Raw genomic sequence first — 17208 nt, forward strand, 5'->3', positions numbered from 1 at the left:
AGAACAACAACGTGCTGACGATCTATTCCGATGACCACCGCCTGCACCATGGCCGCTGCGAGCTGATCGACGGCAAGCTGATGCCGTGCTTCGAGATGCCTTCGCGTGCCGACCATGTCCTGGACCAGGTGAAAAAGCGCAACCTCGGCCCCATCGAGGGCCCGCGCGACTTCGGCCGCGCTCCGCTGCTGCGGGTGCATGGCGCCGATTACCTGGACTTCTTCGAAGGCGCCTGGGCACGCTGGGCGGAACTGGGCCAGGAAGGCGACCTGCTGCCGTTCACCTGGCCGGCGCGCACCCTGCGCAAGGTCAAGCCCACCGGCCTACACGGCGAGCTGGGCTACTACAGCTTCGATGCCGGCGCACCGATCACTGCCGGTACCTGGCAGGCCGCCTACAGCGCCGCGCAGGTTGCCCTGACCGCCCAGGCGGCGATCCAACAGGGCGCCCACTCGGCCTTCGCCCTGTGCCGCCCACCGGGACACCACGCCGCCGCCGAGGTCATGGGCGGTTATTGCTACCTGAACAACGCCGCCATCGCGACCCAGGCATTCCTCGACCAAGGCCACCGCAAGGTCGCCATCCTGGACGTCGACTACCACCATGGCAACGGCACCCAGGACATCTTCTACCAGCGCGGCGATGTGTTCTTCGCCTCGATCCATGGCGACCCGCAGGACGAATTCCCATTCTTCCTCGGTTATGCCGACGAAACCGGGGAAGGCGCCGGGGAAGGCTGCAACATCAACTACCCGCTGCCTGCCGGCAGCGACTGGGCCGCCTGGAGCCAGGCGCTAGAGGATGCCTGCCAGCGAATCGCCGCCTACGGCCCGGATGTGGTGGTGGTCTCCCTGGGCGTAGACACCTTCAAGGACGACCCGATCTCCCAGTTCAAGCTCGACAGCCCCGACTACCTGGCCATGGGTGAGCGCATCGGCCGCCTGGGCAAACCGACCCTCTTCGTCATGGAAGGCGGCTACGCTGTGGAAGAAATCGGTATCAATGCCGTCAACGTGCTGGAAGGCTTCCAGCGTACCCAGCCAGGAGCCTGACCATGGCCCGACTCACGCGTCTGCTCGCCCCGCTCATCGCCGCCGGCCTTGTGGCCGGCGCCTTGCCGGCCCAAGCCGAACAGCGCACCCTGCGGGTGTACAACTGGTTCGACTACATCACGCCGCAAACCCTGACGGACTTTCAGAAGGACAGCGGCGTCAAGCTGATCTACGACATCTTCGACACCAACGAAGCCCTGGAGGCCAAGCTGCTCACGGGCAACTCCGGCTATGACGTGGTGGTCCCGTCGAACGTGTTCCTGGCCAAGCAGATCGAGGCCGGCGTTTTCCAACCCCTGGACCGCAGCAAGCTGCCCAACTGGCAGCACCTGGACCCGGCGCTGATGAAGCTGATCGAGGCCAACGACCCCGGTAACAAGCATGCCGTGCCTTATATGTACGGCACCGTGCTGATCGGCTTCAACCCTGACAAAGTCAAGGCCGCGCTGGGCGACAAGGCCCCGGTGGACAGCTGGGACCTGATCTTCAAGGAAGAAAACATTGCCAAGCTCAAGCAGTGTGGCGTGGCCTTGCTCGATTCGCCGTCGGAGATCCTGCCGCTGGCCCTGCAGTACCTGGGGCTGCCGCCCAACAGCGAGAAGCCGGCCGACTACAAGAAAGCCGAAGCACTGATGCTCAAGATCCGCCCGCATATCACCTACTTCCACTCCTCCAAGTACATGGCGGACATCGCCAATGGCGATATCTGCGTGGCCGTGGGCTATTCGGGCAGCTTCTCCCAGGCTGCCAACCGCGCCCGCGACGCCAAGAACGGCGTAGTGGTGGACATGCGCCTGCCCAAGGAAGGCGCGCCAATCTGGTTCGACATGCTGGCCATCCCGAAGAACGCCGCCAACCCGGATGACGCCCACGCCTTCATCAACTACCTGTTGCGGCCAGAGGTGATTGCGCCGATCAGCGACTTCGTCGGTTATCCGAACCCGAACAAGGACGCTACCGACAAGGTCAGCCCGGCGATCCGCAACAACCCCAACCTGTACCCGACTGCCGAGGCGATGGCCAAGCTGTACACCTTGAAGCCCTTGCCGCGTGAGGCCGAGCGGGCGCGCACCCGAGCCTGGACACGCATCAAGTCCGGGACCTGACCTAAGGCCCGATCGCCGGCAAGCCGGCTCCCACCTGCGCTGCGCTGTTTTCACAGACACCGCTAAACCTGTGGGAGCCGGCTCGCCGGCGATTTCAGGCCCTCATGCTCTCCATGCCTTGCGCAACCGCATCAGTGCATCCGCAATCTGCGCCTCTGGCACCGCCGCGAACCCCAACACCAGCCCTGCCCGCTTATCCACAGGCACATCGCTGTCCTCCAGCCAGTAACCGCTCAGCGGGTTGACCTCCACCCCCACCGCCTCTGCCCGCGCCACCAGTTCCTGCTCGCGCGCAAAGTTATCCACATCCACCTTCACATGCAGCCCCGCCGCCACTTCCGGCATCGCGCCAAGCCCCGCAACGTCCACAGGCCATCCCGCCTTGAGCACGTTGCGCCGGCTCAGCGCTGCCTTGCGCATGCGCCGGATGTGCCGCTGGAAGTGCCCCTGGGCCATGAACTGCGCCATCACGCACTGGGTGCCGACCTCTGAATGGCGCACCGCCAGCGCCCGCCCCTGGCTGAACGCTTCCACCAACTGACGGGGCAACACCAGGTAACCCAGGCGCAGGGCCGGAAACGCAATCTTGCCGAAGGTGCCCACATACAACACCCGCCCCTGACGGTCCAACGACGCCAAGGGCGCCAGCGGCGCGCCGCTGTAGCGGTACTCGCCGTCGTAGTCGTCCTCGATGATCCAGCCATCCTGGCGCTGCGCCCAGGCCAGCAGCGACAAGCGCCGGGCCAGGCTCATGGTGACGCCGGTAGGGTACTGGTGCGCGGGCGTCACATAGGCCAGCCGGCAATCGGGCAGGTGCATCAGCCGTTCGCAATCCAGGCCTTCATCGTCCACCGGCACGCCTTTGACCTTCGCGCCCGCCAGGGCAAATGTATGCCCGGCCGCCCGATACCCAGGGTTTTCCACAGCCACGGCATCGCCAGGCTGCAACAGCAACTGTGCACAAAGGCTGATGGCTTGCTGCGCACCACTGGTGATCACAATTTGTTCAGCACTGCAGGAGAGCCCCCGGGAGCGCCGCAGATAGGCAGCGATGAGTTCGCGCAACGGAGGCTCCCCGGCCGGGTCGCCATACCCCAGCGACGCAGGGTCGGGGTTTCGCCAGAAACCCGCTTGCAGCCTGGCCCAGACCTCGAAAGGGAACAAATCGAACGCCGGCACACCCACCCGGAAAGCCCGCGGTACTCCCACCTTGGGTGGCGGCAGATGGTTGTTTTTCAGGCGCTGCAAGGGCTCGCTCGAACGCTCGAAACTGGATAAATCCTCAGTATCAGAAGCGTGAAATGTGGATAAACCTGTTGATAACCCCAGGGATAACCCTGTGGACAGTTGTGTGGATAGTTTAGGCAGCTGGCTGACGTAGGTGCCGTCCCCCACCCGGCTTTCGATGTAGCCCTCGGCGTACAGCTGGTCGTAAGCGCGTACCACGCTGTTGCGAGACAACGACAACATCGCCGCCAGGTCCCGCGTGGCCGGCAAGCGCGTGCCACTGCCCAGACGGCCATCGAGCACCCGCACACGCAGCGCCTGATAAAGCTGATGGCTGAGGCCCCGGCTACGGTCGAGCACGATGCCGGCAGGGTCGAAGGGCAACGCGAGGGCACGTTCGTTCATGTCATTGGACCTATCAAAACAGCCGGTATTGGCTCTTACAGAGAACCAATAGCCTGCCTAGGATGGAGCCATTCGACAAGGAACCTCGCATGTACAACGCCAAGCCCCATCAAGAACATGACCTTGAGCGTTTGCACCAGCAAATGCTGCAAACCCGCCTCGCCCTGCTGGTCAGCCATGGCGAACAAGGCCTGCTGGCAACTCACCTGCCGGTACTGCTCGATCCCCATGAAGGCGCGTACGGCACGGTCTACGCCCACCTGGCCCGGGCCAATCCCCAATGGCAGGCGCTGGAACAAGGCGACGAAGCCCTGCTGGTGTTCGCTGGCGCCGACGCCTATGTCAGCCCCAGCTACTACCCCAGCAAAGCCGAACATCACAAGGTCGTGCCCACCTGGAACTACCTGGCGGTACACGCCTACGGCGCCGTGGAAGTGATCCAGGATGCCCCGCGCCTGCTGGACATCGTCACCCGCCTGACCGACCGGCACGAACAGGGCCGGGCCGAGCCCTGGAAAGTGACCGACGCCCCCCGCGACTACATCGACGGCATGCTTCGCGCCATCGTTGGCATCCGTCTGCCCATTGCGCGCCTGCAAGGGGCGCGCAAGCTCAGCCAGAACCGCTCGGCCGAGGATATCCAGGGTGTACGCGAGGGCCTGGCCGCCAGCGCGGATCACCTGGACAACCAGCTTGCAGCCCAAATGCATTCACTCTGAAGGAAAAGGAAAACCACCATGTCCGAGATCACCCTGCGCCCTGTCAGCGCCCACGACCATGCTGCCTGGCTCGCCCTGTGGCAGGCCTACCTGCGGTTCTACCAGACCGAATTGGCCGACGAGGTCAGCGCCAGCACCTGGCAACGCCTGCTCGACCCGAACGAACCCACCCATTCGGCCCTGGCCTGGGCCGATGGCAAGGCGGTGGGGATGGTCAACTGGATCTATCATCGATCCAACTGGAGCATCGAAAACTCCTGCTACCTGCAAGACCTGTACGTCAATGCCGAGCAGCGCGGCCTGGGCATCGGCCGCCAACTGATCGAATGGGTCTACGCGACAGCCAAGGCAGCGGGTTGCATCAAGGTGCACTGGCTGACCCATGAAACCAACGCCACCGCCATCAGCTTGTACGAGCAAGTCGCCGAGCGGCCGGGCTTCATTCAATTTCGCAAAGGGCTGTAGGCCGAACATGACTGACGCATTGAACTGGAAACCCGCAGCGACGCCCAAGGCCGAGCCTCTTGAGGGCCGTTTCATCCGCCTGGAAAAACTCGACCCTGCCCGCCACGGTGATGATCTATGGGAAGTCCTGCAAGGGCCGGGATCAGATCCGGTGCTATGGGACTACTTGCCCTACGGCCCCTTCAGCGAGCGCGCCAGCTTCGACCGCTGGCTGGAAGGCAACGCCGCCGGTCGCGACCCGCTGTTCTACAGCGTCATCGACCGAGCCTGCGACCAGGTGCAGGGCATCTTGAGCTACATGTCGATCGTCCCCGAGCAGGGCCGCTTCGAGATCGGACACATCGCCTTCGGCGCCGCGATGCAACGCACGCCACGTGGCACCGAGGCCGTCTATTTGCTCGGCAAGCTGGGCTTCGAACTGGGCAACCGCCGCCTGGAGTGGAAGTGCAACAACGCCAACGCTCGCTCCAAACGTGCGGCCGAGCGGTTTGGCTTTACCTTCGAAGGGGTGTTCCGCAAACACATGGTGGTCAAGGACCACAATCGGGACACGGCCTGGTACTCGATCACCGATGACGAGTGGCCCGCGGTGGAAGCTGGGTTCCAGCGCTGGTTGAGCGAAGATAACCAGCGGCCCGAGGGGCAGGTGAAGACCTTGGAGGCTTGCCGCAAGGGCTGAGTTGCAGAGCCTGTGTGGGGCTTGTCCCGCGATTGCGCACAAAAAGGCAGCACAAAAAAAAAGGGGAGCATATCGCTCCCCATGAGGTAAACCGCTTATGAGTCGAAGGCTTCGATCAGCCTTCGATCTCGATCAGGATCTCGCCCGGCGTGACGCGATCGCCCTTGGCCACATGGATGGCGGTGACCTTGCCGGCGATCGGCGCCTGGACTTCGGTCTCCATCTTCATGGCTTCGGTGATCAATACCGCCTGGCCGGCCTTGACCGTGTCACCTTCCTTGACCAGCACATCGACGATGTTGCCCGGCATGGTGGTGCTCACGTGGCCCGGGCCACTGGCTTGCTTGCGCTTGCTGCCGCCACCGCTGACGAATTCGTTGAGGGGCTCGAAGACCACCTCTTCCGGCATGCCGTCGATGGACAGGTAGAAGTGACGCTTGCCTTCGGCCTTGACGCCCACACCGGTGATGTCGACGCGGTAGGTCTCGCCGTGCACATCGATGACGAACTCGGTCGGCACGCCTTCGCCACCTGGGCCGGCCACCGCGCCCGCTTCCGGAATCGGCAGCAGCGCTTCAGGGGTCAGGGTGCCGGCCTCGCGTTCCTCGAGGAACTTGCGGCCGATGTCCGGGAACATGGCGAAGGTCAGCACGTCTTCCTCGCAGCGGGCCAGGCTGCCGATTTCGGCACGCAGCTTGGCCATCTCCGGCTTGAGCAGATCGGCCGGGCGCACGTCGATCACGTCTTCGCTGCCGATCGCCTGGCGGCGCAGTTGCTCGTTGACCACACCCGGCGCCTTGCCGTAGCCACCTTGCAGGTACAGCTTCACCTCGTTGGTGATGGTCTTGTAGCGCTCGCCAGCGAGCACGTTGAAGAACGCCTGGGTACCGACGATCTGCGAGGTCGGGGTTACCAGCGGCGGGAAGCCGAGGTCTTCACGCACCCGCGGGATCTCCGCCAGCACTTCGTTCATGCGGTTGAGCGCGCCCTGCTCCTTGAGCTGGTTGGCCAGGTTGGAAATCATGCCGCCCGGAACCTGGTTGACCTGCACGCGGGTGTCCACGGCGGTGAACTCGCTTTCGAACTGGTGGTACTTCTTGCGCACGGCGTAGAAATACAGGCCGATTTCCTGCAACAGCTCCAGGTCCAGGCCGGTGTCGAACTCGGTGCCTTTGAGCGCGGCGACCATCGACTCGGTGCCCGGGTGGCTGGTACCCCAGGCGAAGCTGGAGATGGCGGTGTCGATGTGGTCGGCACCGTTTTCCACCGCCTTGAGCTGGCACATGGCGGCCAGGCCGGCGGTATCGTGGGAATGGATGAACACCGGCAGCGACTGCTCGGCCTTCAGTGCCTTGACCAGCTCGCCGGTGGCGAAGGGTGTCAGCAGGCCGGCCATGTCCTTGATCGCCACGGAGTCGCAACCCATCGCCTCCATCTGCTTGGCCTGCGCCACGAAGGCATCGATGGTGTGCACGGGGCTGGTGGTGTAGGCGATGGTGCCCTGGGCATGCTTGCCGGCAGCCTTGACCGCTTCGATGGCAACACGCAGGTTACGCACGTCGTTCATAGCGTCGAAGATGCGGAACACGTCGATGCCATTGACCGCGGCCTTGGCGACGAAGGCCTTGACCACGTCATCGCTGTAGTGGCGGTAGCCCAGCAGGTTCTGGCCGCGCAGCAGCATCTGCAGGCGGGTGTTGGGCAGGGCCGCACGCAGCTTGCGCAGGCGCTCCCAGGGGTCTTCCTTGAGGAAGCGCACGCAGGCATCGAAAGTGGCGCCGCCCCAGACTTCCAGGGACCAGTAGCCGACCTTGTCGAGCTTGTCGCAGATCGGCAGCATGTCTTCGGTGCGCATGCGGGTGGCCAGCAGGGACTGGTGGGCGTCGCGCAGGATTGTGTCGGTGACAAAGATTTTCTTGGACATTATTCGGTTCCTCACAGGCCTGCGTGTGCAGCAATGGCGGCGGCGATGGCCAGGGCCAGCTCTTCGGGTTTGCGCTTGATCGAGTAGTTGGTCAGTTCCGGGTGGCTTTCCACGAAGCTGGTATTGAACTGGCCGCTACGGAATTCCGGATTGCGCAGGATCTCCTGGTAGTACGCGGCGGTGGTCTTCACGCCTTGCACGCGCATGTCGTCCAGGGCCCGCAGGCCGCGGTCCATGGCTTCTTCCCAGGTCAACGCCCAGACCACCAGTTTCAAGCACATGGAGTCGTAGAACGGCGGAATGGTGTAGCCGGTGTAGATCGCGGTATCGGTGCGCACGCCTGGGCCGCCGGGCGCGTAGTAACGGGTGATCTTGCCGAAGCTTGGCAGGAAGTTGTTCTTCGGGTCTTCGGCGTTGATGCGGAACTGCAATGCGTAGCCGCGGTGCTGGATGTCTTCCTGCTTGACCGACAGCGGCAGGCCCGAGGCGATGCGGATCTGTTCGCGAACGATGTCGATACCGGTGATTTCCTCGGTGATGGTGTGTTCCACCTGCACACGGGTGTTCATCTCCATGAAGTACACCTCGCCATCGGCGAGCAGGAACTCCACGGTACCGGCATTCTCGTAGTTCACCGCCTTGGCTGCGCGCACGGCCAGATCGCCGATGTAGGCGCGCTGTTCGGGGGTCAGCTGGGGGCTTGGGGCGATCTCGATGAGCTTCTGGTTGCGGCGCTGGATCGAGCAGTCGCGCTCGAACAGGTGCACCACGTTGCCGAAGCTGTCACCCAGGATCTGCGCCTCGATGTGCTTGGGGTTGACGATGCATTTTTCCAGGAACACTTCCGCCGAACCGAAGGCCTTGGTCGCTTCGGAAATCACGCGAGGGAAGGCCTGCTCCAGCTCCTCGCGGCTGTTGCAGCGACGGATACCACGACCTCCACCCCCGGAGGTGGCCTTGAGCATCACCGGGTAACCGATGCGGTCGCCCTCGGCCAGGGCTTCGTGGATATCGGCGACGTTGCCTTCGGTACCTGGGGTGACCGGCACACCGGCCTGGATCATGGTGCGACGCGCTTCGGTCTTGTCGCCCATGCGGCGAATGACGTCGGCGGCCGGCCCGATGAACTTGATGCCACGCTCGGCGCAAATTTCCGCCAGCTCAGCATTTTCCGAAAGGAAACCGTAACCTGGGTGCAAGGCGTCGCAGCCGGTCTCTACAGCGAGGTTCACCAGCTTGCGCGGGTTCAGGTAACCGGCCAGGGGCTCGGCACCGATGCTGTAGGCCTCGTCGGCGCGCTTGACGTGCAAGGCATGACGGTCGGCGTCGGAATAGATCGCCACGGAGCGAATGCCCATCTCGGCGCACGCACGCACGATCCGAACTGCGATTTCACCCCGGTTGGCGATCAGGATTTTTTTTATCACTGGAGTCTTCCCAAAGCCGATGGAACACACGAGCCGGTACTGCCGGTCGGCGTGACCAGACGCTGCTGGCCAGTCGCATATGCACCCTAGCGCTGTAGGTTGATAAACAAAAATCAATATTTGTTAGGGTCGGCATTAGCAAAAGCTTATAGTGCCGTAACAGGGTGTTGCGCGGAGGCGGGGAAAAATGCGTAAGTCATTGATGCGCATGACTTTAAGGCAATTGCAGATTTTCAACGAGGTGTGTGACCTGCGCTCTTACAGCCGGGCGGCCGAAGAGATGGCGCTGACGCAACCCGCCGTAAGTCTACAGATCCGCCAGCTCGAAGAGCTGGTCGGCCAGCCGTTGTTCGAATATGTCGGCAAGAAGCTGTACCTCACCGAGGCGGCCGAAGCCCTGCAGCGCGCGAGCCGGGACATCTTCGGGCGCCTGGAAAACCTCGACATGCAGCTGTCGGACATGCAGGGCTCGCTGCAAGGGCAGCTGAAGCTGGCGATCGAATCCAGCGCCAAGTACTTCGTGCCGCACCTGTTCGCCGCGTTCAAGCAGCGCCACCCGGAGGTCAACCTGACCCTGACGGTGGTCAACCGCGCCCAGGCGATCCGGCGCCTTTCAGATAATCGCGACGACCTGATCATCATGTCGATGGTTCCCCAGGACATGGGCCTGGAGTTCATGCCGTTCCTGAATAACCCAATCGTTGCCGTGGCACCGCCGGACCATCCGCTGTGCAAGCTGGAAAAGCTCCGTCTGCAGGACCTGGAACCCCACACACTGCTGGTTCGCGAGCAAGGCTCGGGCACGCGCAAGGCCTGCGAAGAATACTTCAAGGACAAACGCGTGCATTTCACCCAGACCCTGGAAGTCGCTTCTGCCGACGCCCAGCGCGAGTGCGTGATCGCAGGCCTGGGCATCGCCCTGCTGACCCGCCATGCAGTGAACATGGAGCTGGCCACCGGTGTTCTGAAAGAGCTGCCGGTCGAGGAACTGCCCCTGTACCGCAGCTGGTGCGTGGTGCAGTCCAAGGCCAAGCGTCAGTCACCGGTGGCATTGGCATTCCTGGCGTTCATTCGTAACGAACGGGCGAAAATCAGCGGGCTTGTGGAGCGATTTTCGGGGAAGATGCCGCCGATACCTGCCATACCATGATGTCCTGCAGGTCAGGGTAATCGGTGATCTCGCGCAGCAGTTGGCGCTGGTCGCAATAGCTTTCGATCGCGCGGCGGAACTCCATGCGGCGCTGGTCCTTTTCCTGCTGCTTGCGAGCCTTGGCGCTGGGTTGGTACGAACCGTCATGATCACGTGCCATTGCCTGTCTCCCTGAAAGGATGCGGGAGTTTCAGATTGGCCTTGCGGGTTTACGGTTTTGCGGTGGATTGGTGACAGAATCGTGAATTTTCACTGCCTGTAGGAGCGGGCTTGTCCCGCGATCAAGGGCGAAGCCCTTGCCAGGCGACGGTGATATCCGGCCCGGCCCAATCGCGGGACAAGCCCGCTCCCACAGGGGGCGGCGCTAGACGCTTGTTCTTTGCGCGACAGCGCAGCCCGAAGGGCTGGGTAATCTCCCACAGGCGACACAGATATGCGTTGCTCTATGCGAGGCACCCAGCCGCGCAACGCGCAATAGAGAACAAGCGGCTAGCGCTGACCTCGCTCCCACAGATGGGCGCAAAAGGTTTACCTAGAGGCCGGCACAGGCTGTAACGATCAGTCGTCGGTCGCCTTGACCGACTTGGGCGACAGCCGCAGGCTGCGCAAGCTGCGCTTGACGCTCTTGAGGTGGTTGACCAGGCTCGGCCCGCGGGCCATGGCCACGCCCATCGCCAGCACGTCGATCACCACCAGGTGGGCGATACGCGAGGTCAATGGGGTGTAGATCTCGGTGTCTTCGTGCACGTCGATGGCCAGGTTGACGGTGGACAATTCAGCCAACGGCGTCTGGCTCGGGCACAAGGTGATCAAATTGGCCCCGCTTTCACGCACCAGGTTGGCCGTGATCAGCAGGTCCTTGGAGCGACCCGACTGGGAGATGCACACGGCCACATCGCCAGGCTTGAGCGTCACCGCGGACATCGCCTGCATGTGCGGGTCGGAATAGGCTGCGGCGCTGAGCAGCAGGCGGAAGAACTTGTGCTGGGCATCGGCCGCCACCGCGCCGGAGGCACCAAAGCCATAGAACTCCACGCGCTGGGCCTGGGCCATGGCGGTTACCGCCTGTTGCAGGGCCTGGGGATTGAGGTGTTCGCGCACCTCCATCAAGGTATGTAGCGTGGTGTCGAAGATCTTCAGGCTGTAGTCGGCGACCGAGTCGTCTTCATGGATCGCGAACTGCCCGAAACTGGCGCCAGCGGCCAGACTCTGCGCCAGCTTGAGCTTGAGGTCCTGGAAGCCTGAACAGCCGATCGCCCGGCAAAAGCGCACAATGGTCGGCTCGCTGATCCCTACGCTGTGAGCCAGGTCGGCCATGGAGCTGTGCATGACGGCAGCCGGATCGAGCAGCACATGGTCGGCCACTTTCAGTTCCGATTTGCGCAGCAAATGGCGCGATTGGGCGATATGTTGCAACAGATTCACAGGCTGGACTCGGTTATGATCGGCTGGCCGGGATGTAGCTTTCTTGTAGTTATACTACAAGACCCGCGACCCGCCCAGCTAAACGAACGTGGAGAGTGGTGGTTTTGACTATTCCTTGCGACATCCTGGTCTTCGGCGGTACGGGCGACCTGGCCCTGCACAAACTGCTGCCGGCGCTTTATCACCTGTATCGCGAGGGCCGCCTGCACAACGCCGTGAGAATCATCGCGCTGGCCCGGCGCCCCTTGCCACGGGACGAATACCTCAAGCTCGCCGAGCGTAACTGCCGGGCCCAGATCGCCCGCAACGATTTCGAGGAAGATGTCTGGCGGCGCTTTTGCGCACGCCTGGACTACTTCGCCATGGATGCCCTGCAAAGCGCCGATTTCGTGCGCCTTGCGCGTTACCTGGGTGAGCCTGGAGGGCTGGCCCGCATCTACTACCTGGCCACCGCACCCAACCTGTTCGTGCCCATCGCCAACCACCTGCGCATTGCCGGCCTTGCCGACAGCGAAGCGCGCATCGTGCTGGAAAAGCCCATCGGCCACTCGCTGGAATCGGCCACGGCGATCAACGAAGCCATTGGCGCGGTATTCGACGAGAGCCAGGTGTTTCGTATCGACCACTATCTGGGCAAGGAAACGGTGCAGAACCTCATGGCTCTGCGTTTTGCCAATGCCCTGCTGGAGCCGGTATGGCGCAATGGCCAGGTCGACCATGTACAGATCAGCGTCTGCGAAACCCTGGGCGTGGAAAACCGCGGCGCCTACTACGACCGCGCGGGTGCGACCCGCGACATGCTGCAGAACCACCTGCTGCAGCTGCTGTGCCTGGTTGCCATGGAGCCACCGGCGCAGTTCGAGGCCGAGGCGGTACGTGATGAAAAGGTGAAGATCCTTCGGGCGCTCAAGCCGATCACCGGCCAGGACGTGCAGGACAAGACCGTGCGCGGCCAATACGGCGCCGGCCATATCGGCGGCCAGGAAGTGCCGGCCTACTACTTCGAAAAGGACGTCGACAACGACAGCGACACCGAGACCTTCGTCGCCGTGCACGCGCACATCGACAACTGGCGCTGGGCCGGCGTGCCCTTCTACCTGCGCACCGGCAAGCGCATGGCGCGGCGCTCGTCGCAAATCGTCATCCAGTTCAAGCCGGTGCCCCACGAGCTGTTCAGCGGCGGCCAGGTCAACCAGCTGTTGATCCAGCTGCAGCCCGAGGAGCGCATCAGCCTGCGCATGATGACCAAGAGCCCGGGCAAAGGCATGCGTCTGGCGCCTGTCGAACTGGACCTGAACCTGGCCCAGGTGTTCGGCCAGACCCGCCGCTGGGAAGCCTATGAACGTTTGTTGCTGGACGTGCTCGAGGGGGATTCGACGCTGTTCATGCGACGTGACGAAGTGGAAGCCGCCTGGGCTTGGATCGACCCGATCCTCAAGGGCTGGGAAGAACACTTCCAGCCCCCGCGCCACTATGCCGCCGGAAGCAACGGGCCAGAGCAGGCCAACAGCTTGCTGGCCAGGCATGGCAGCCAGTGGTATCGAAGTCCTGGGGGCGACCGAGCGTAGCGAATCACCCGATGAGCGACGCTACCAGAAGGTGAATATTCATACAGTAGGTGTTTGTCCCTTGACCGGCTTGGCCCTAGAATGGCCGGATGCACACAGATGACCTCTCCCTCCTGTTGAACTCCCTCAATGATGCCCAACGCCAGGCTGTCGCGGCCACGCTTGGGCGTCAGCTGGTGCTTGCTGGCGCCGGCTCCGGTAAAACCCGCGTGCTGGTGCATCGCATCGCCTGGCTGATCCAGGTCGAGCAGGCTTCGCCGCACTCGATCCTGTCGGTGACGTTCACCAACAAGGCCGCCGCCGAAATGCGCCAGCGGATCGAGCAGCTGCTGGGCATCAACCCGGCGGGCATGTGGGTCGGTACCTTCCACGGCCTGGCACACCGCCTGTTGCGTGCGCACTGGCAGGAAGCGCGCCTGGTGCAGAACTTCCAGATTCTCGACAGCGATGACCAGCAGCGCCTGGTCAAGCGGGTGATCCGCGAGCTTGGCCTCGACGAGCAGCGCTGGCCAGCACGCCAGGCCCAATGGTTCATCAACGGGCAGAAGGACGAGGGCCTGCGCCCGCAACATATCCAGGCCGGCGGCGACCTGTTCCTGGGCACCATGCGCAGCATCTACGAAGCCTATGAGCAGGCTTGCGAACGTGCTGGGGTCATCGATTTCTCCGAGTTGCTGTTGCGCGCCCTGGACTTGTGGCGCGACCACCCCGGCCTGCTGGAGCACTACCAGCGACGCTTCCGCCACCTGCTGGTGGACGAGTTCCAGGACACCAACGCCGTGCAGTACGCCTGGCTGCGCCTGCTGGCCGGCCAGAACGGCGGCAGCCTGATGGCCGTGGGCGACGATGACCAGTCCATCTATGGCTGGCGCGGGGCCAAGATCGAGAACATCCACCAGTACACCGCCGACTTCCCTGACGCCGAGCTAATCCGCCTGGAGCAGAACTACCGCTCCACCGGTGGCATCCTCAAGGCGGCCAATGCCCTGATCGCCAACAACAGCGGGCGCCTGGGCAAGGAACTGTGGACCGACATGGGCGAAGGCGAGCCGCTGACGTTGTACGCCGCCTATAACGAACACGACGAAGCGCGCTATGTGGTCGAGACCATCGAGAGCCTGATCAGGCAAGGCAATGCGCGCAACGACATCGCCATCCTGTATCGCTCCAACGCCCAGTCACGGGTATTGGAAGAAGCCCTGCTGCGCGAGCGTATTCCCTACCGCATCTACGGCGGCCAACGCTTCTTCGAACGCGCAGAAATCAAGAACGCCATGGCCTACTTGCGCCTTCTCGAAGGCCGCGGCAACGATGCCGCCCTCGAACGGGTAATCAACGTGCCACCGCGTGGCATCGGCGAGAAAACCGTCGAAGCGATCCGCGACCATGCCCGCCACAGCCAGCTGTCGATGTGGGAAGCCATGTGCCAGCTGCTCGCCGCCAAAGCCCTGAAAGGCCGTGCGGCAAGCGCCCTGGGCGCTTTCATCGAGCTCATGGAAAACCTGGCCGCCAAGACCTTGGACATGCCACTGCACCTGATGACCCAGACCGTCATCGAGCAGTCCGGCCTGATCATCTACCACCAGGAAGAAAAAGGCGAAAAAGGCCAGGCACGGGTAGAAAACCTCGAGGAACTGGTCAGCGCCGCGCGCAACTTCGAAACCAGCGAAGACGATGCCGACCTTTCGCCGCTGTCGGCCTTCCTCGGCCATGCTTCCCTGGAGGCCGGCGATGCCCAGGCGGACGAACATGAAGACAGCGTGCAATTGATGACCTTGCACAGCGCCAAGGGCCTGGAGTTCCCCTATGTGTTCCTGGTGGGCATGGAGGAAGGCTTGTTCCCTCACAAGATGAGCCTGGAAGAGCCAGGCCGCCTCGAAGAGGAACGTCGCCTGGCCTACGTGGGCATCACCCGGGCCATGCGCCAGCTGATCATGACCTACGCCGAAACCCGTCGCCTGTACGGCAGCGAGACCTACAACAAGGTGTCGCGTTTCGTACGGGAAATTCCGGCGGGGCTGGTGCAGGAAGTGCGTCTGTCCAATAGCGTCAGCCGCCCCTTCGGTGGCAATCAGAGCAATTCCAGCAGCCTGTTCGCCAATGCCAGCATTCCGCAAACGGCGTTCACCCTGGGCCAACGTGTGCAGCATTCGGTGTTCGGCGAAGGCGTGATCCTCAATTTCGAAGGCTCGGGGGCCCAGGCACGGGTGCAGGTCAACTTCGCCGAAGGCAGCAAGTGGCTGATGCTGGGCTACGCCAAACTGGAAGCGATCTGATACCGAACGCTACGGCTTCCAGCCGACTGTAGTCTTTTCTTTTGCCTGCTGACGAAAGGTCCTACGCACTGAATGGGCTTGTGTACAGGCCCATCAGGCAAAAGATGGAAACATTATGGCGCTGGTCATGTGCACAACAACCTGTGCAACATGACGCGCGTGCAATCCACCCACAGGGGAAATCCCATCTATGCAACGTTTTCTTAGCATCGTACTGGCGCTGTGCGTCGGCCTGACGCTGAGCCTGGACGCCAACGCCAAGCGTTTCGGCGGCGGCAAGAGCTCGGGCTCCGCGCCTATCCACCAGACCCGCCAGGCTACGCCAACCACGCCGGCCGCCGCGCCGACCGCTCCTGGCCGCGCCCCGGCCGCCGCCAGCGGTGCTTCGCGCTGGCTGGGCCCATTGGCTGGTATCGCCGCGGGCGGCCTGCTGGCTTCCATGTTCATGGGCGACGGCTTCCAGGGCATGCAGATCCTCGACTTCCTGATCATGGGCCTGATCGCCTTCCTGGTGTTCCGCTTCATCGCCGCGCGCCGTCGCCAGCAGCAGCCGCAACACGCCGCCGCCGGCCACGCGCCTTACCAGCGTGAAACCCATGCCCAGCCAGCCCAGCCGTCGGTCTTCGGTGGCGCCGCTGCGCCTGCCGCCGCCCCAGTGATCAACGCCCCGGCCTGGTTCAACGAGCAGAACTTCCTGAACGCCGCACGCAGCCACTTCATGTCGCTGCAGCAGCATTGGGATGCCAACGAGATGGACAAGATCGCCGAGTTCGTCACCCCACAGATGCTCGAGTTCCTCAAGCGCGAGCGTGCCGACCTGGGTGATGGCTTCCAGTCCACCTACATCGACAACCTCGATGTACAGCTCGAAGGCGTCGATGACCGCGCCGACAAGACCATCGCGACCCTGACCTTCCACGGTGTCTCGAAGACCTCGCGCTTCGACCAGGGCGAAGCGTTCAGCGAGAGCTGGCATATGGAGCGTGCACAGGGCGAGAACCAGCCTTGGCTGCTCGCTGGCATCCGCCAGAACGGCTGATTCTTCCGCTGGCATACGTTGGGGCTGCCTTGCAGCCCTCTCGCGGGACAAGCCCGCGCCTACAGATCGGTGTTGCATCGTTCTTGTAGGAGCGGGCTTGCCCCGCGAGAGGGCCGCAAAGCGGCCCCAAGCTTTTTGTTTCCGCCCCTGCCCGGGGTTTTTGCTTTTGGCAGACTGGCCTACTAGGGTATAACGCGCAGCGTTGTCATCAAGGTCAGAGGATGTAAGCCGTGGAAGAAGTGATCGAACAACTCCGGGAAGCCAACGAGCCGGTTCCCGTGCCGCTGGAACTGCCAGACGAAGACTTGCTGGTGGAGATCGAAGAGCAGCTGTTCATCAACATTCCCTTCGTGTTCAAGGAGTTCCTGCTGACCGTCAGCGACGTGGTCTACGGCAGCCTGGAACCGGTCACCGTCACCGATCCGCAGTCCCATACCTACCTGCCAGACGTTGCCGCGAACGCCTGGGATGCGGGCGTGCCCCGGGACTTGATCCCGCTGTGCCAGGATGGCGACAGCTACTATTGCGTCGAGGAAGACGGCACCGTGGTCTTGTGGGATGGCGATGAAGAAGCCATCGCCGAAGACAACTGGGAATCCGTTTGGCATTGGGCCAGGGATGTCTGGCTGGAGAGCTGATACCCTTCGGCGCATAGGATTAGCGAAAGCCTACAGCCTTTGTGGGCTTTCCCTACACTCAACCCATGGCTCTTAGCCACCATCCACCGTAGAATCGCCTGGCTTTCT

General features: G+C 62.9%; 15 protein-coding genes. 10 read left to right on the forward strand and 5 right to left on the reverse strand.

Translation table 11 applies throughout. From position 1 onward, the window contains the following. Positions 1 to 11: 11 nt before the first annotated feature. Together ACNFG0_RS12660 and ACNFG0_RS12665 are read left to right on the forward strand one after the other, a co-directional pair. Positions 12 to 1052: a histone deacetylase family protein gene (locus ACNFG0_RS12660; protein WP_196146553.1), complete on the forward strand. Its 1041-nt coding sequence runs from the start codon at positions 12 to 14 to the stop codon at positions 1050 to 1052. Positions 1053 to 1054: 2 nt separating this feature from the next. Next, positions 1055 to 2158 (forward strand): polyamine ABC transporter substrate-binding protein, encoded by a 1104-nt coding sequence (locus tag ACNFG0_RS12665; RefSeq protein ID WP_196156747.1) that lies wholly within the window; start codon positions 1055 to 1057, stop codon positions 2156 to 2158. 102 nt (positions 2159 to 2260) lie between these two features. Here ACNFG0_RS12665 and ACNFG0_RS12670 read toward each other — a convergent pair whose 3' ends face one another. After that, a complete protein-coding gene (locus tag ACNFG0_RS12670; protein ID WP_416765065.1) occupies positions 2261 to 3790 on the reverse strand; it encodes a PLP-dependent aminotransferase family protein in 1530 nt (509 codons plus the stop codon). An 89-nt stretch (positions 3791 to 3879) separates the two neighbouring features. Between ACNFG0_RS12670 and ACNFG0_RS12675 the strand changes: the two genes are divergently transcribed. Genes ACNFG0_RS12675 through ACNFG0_RS12685 form a run of 3 tightly spaced genes read left to right on the forward strand, consistent with a single transcriptional unit; the run spans position 3880 to position 5653 of the window. Further along, entirely contained in the window at positions 3880 to 4509 is a 630-nt protein-coding gene (locus tag ACNFG0_RS12675) for an FMN-binding negative transcriptional regulator (RefSeq protein WP_416765067.1), read from the forward strand. An 18-nt stretch (positions 4510 to 4527) separates the two neighbouring features. Continuing rightward, positions 4528 to 4974: a GNAT family N-acetyltransferase gene (locus ACNFG0_RS12680; protein ID WP_196146557.1), complete on the forward strand. Its 447-nt coding sequence runs from the start codon at positions 4528 to 4530 to the stop codon at positions 4972 to 4974. 7 nt (positions 4975 to 4981) lie between these two features. Then, a complete protein-coding gene (locus ACNFG0_RS12685; protein WP_196146558.1) occupies positions 4982 to 5653 on the forward strand; it encodes a GNAT family N-acetyltransferase in 672 nt (223 codons plus the stop codon). Positions 5654 to 5768: 115 nt separating this feature from the next. On the opposite strand, the gene oadA is transcribed toward ACNFG0_RS12685, so the two are convergent. Together oadA and ACNFG0_RS12695 are read right to left on the reverse strand one after the other, a co-directional pair. After that, positions 5769 to 7577, reverse strand: coding sequence for a sodium-extruding oxaloacetate decarboxylase subunit alpha (gene oadA / locus ACNFG0_RS12690; protein ID WP_196156743.1), 1809 nt, complete (start codon positions 7575 to 7577; stop codon positions 5769 to 5771). An 11-nt stretch (positions 7578 to 7588) separates the two neighbouring features. Then, positions 7589 to 9004, reverse strand: a complete 1416-nt coding sequence (locus tag ACNFG0_RS12695; protein WP_070093419.1) for an acetyl-CoA carboxylase biotin carboxylase subunit — start codon at positions 9002 to 9004, stop codon at positions 7589 to 7591. Between the two features lie 187 nt (positions 9005 to 9191). Between ACNFG0_RS12695 and ACNFG0_RS12700 the strand changes: the two genes are divergently transcribed. Beyond that, positions 9192 to 10154 (forward strand): LysR family transcriptional regulator, encoded by a 963-nt coding sequence (locus tag ACNFG0_RS12700; protein WP_328307986.1) that lies wholly within the window; start codon positions 9192 to 9194, stop codon positions 10152 to 10154. Here ACNFG0_RS12700 and ACNFG0_RS12705 read toward each other — a convergent pair. Together ACNFG0_RS12705 and hexR are read right to left on the reverse strand one after the other, a co-directional pair. Beyond that, complete coding sequence (locus ACNFG0_RS12705; RefSeq protein ID WP_196156742.1) at positions 10096 to 10314, reverse strand: PA3496 family putative envelope integrity protein; 219 nt, start codon at positions 10312 to 10314, stop codon at positions 10096 to 10098. The genes ACNFG0_RS12700 and ACNFG0_RS12705 overlap by 59 nt on opposite strands. A gap of 398 nt (positions 10315 to 10712) precedes the next feature. Beyond that, positions 10713 to 11579 carry a transcriptional regulator HexR gene (hexR, locus tag ACNFG0_RS12710; protein ID WP_196156634.1) on the reverse strand — a complete coding sequence of 289 codons (867 nt, stop codon included), beginning with the start codon at positions 11577 to 11579 and terminating at the stop codon, positions 10713 to 10715. A gap of 104 nt (positions 11580 to 11683) precedes the next feature. Here hexR and zwf point away from each other — a divergent pair, with 104 nt between their 5' ends. The 4 genes from zwf (at position 11684) to ACNFG0_RS12730 (ending at position 17100) form a co-directional block, all read left to right on the forward strand. Next, entirely contained in the window at positions 11684 to 13147 is a 1464-nt protein-coding gene (zwf, locus tag ACNFG0_RS12715) for a glucose-6-phosphate dehydrogenase (RefSeq protein WP_196146870.1), read from the forward strand. Between the two features lie 89 nt (positions 13148 to 13236). Continuing rightward, positions 13237 to 15423: a DNA helicase II gene (gene uvrD, locus ACNFG0_RS12720; protein WP_196146871.1), complete on the forward strand. Its 2187-nt coding sequence runs from the start codon at positions 13237 to 13239 to the stop codon at positions 15421 to 15423. Positions 15424 to 15613: 190 nt separating this feature from the next. Next, positions 15614 to 16462 (forward strand): Tim44 domain-containing protein, encoded by an 849-nt coding sequence (locus tag ACNFG0_RS12725; protein ID WP_196146872.1) that lies wholly within the window; start codon positions 15614 to 15616, stop codon positions 16460 to 16462. Between the two features lie 230 nt (positions 16463 to 16692). Continuing rightward, positions 16693 to 17100, forward strand: a complete 408-nt coding sequence (locus tag ACNFG0_RS12730) for an SMI1/KNR4 family protein (RefSeq protein WP_196146873.1) — start codon at positions 16693 to 16695, stop codon at positions 17098 to 17100. Positions 17101 to 17208 lie beyond the last annotated feature (108 nt).

Source organism: Pseudomonas sp. NY15372, from assembly GCF_048068215.1.
In the GTDB taxonomy this organism is placed as follows: Bacteria; Pseudomonadota; Gammaproteobacteria; order Pseudomonadales; family Pseudomonadaceae; genus Aquipseudomonas; species Aquipseudomonas guariconensis_A.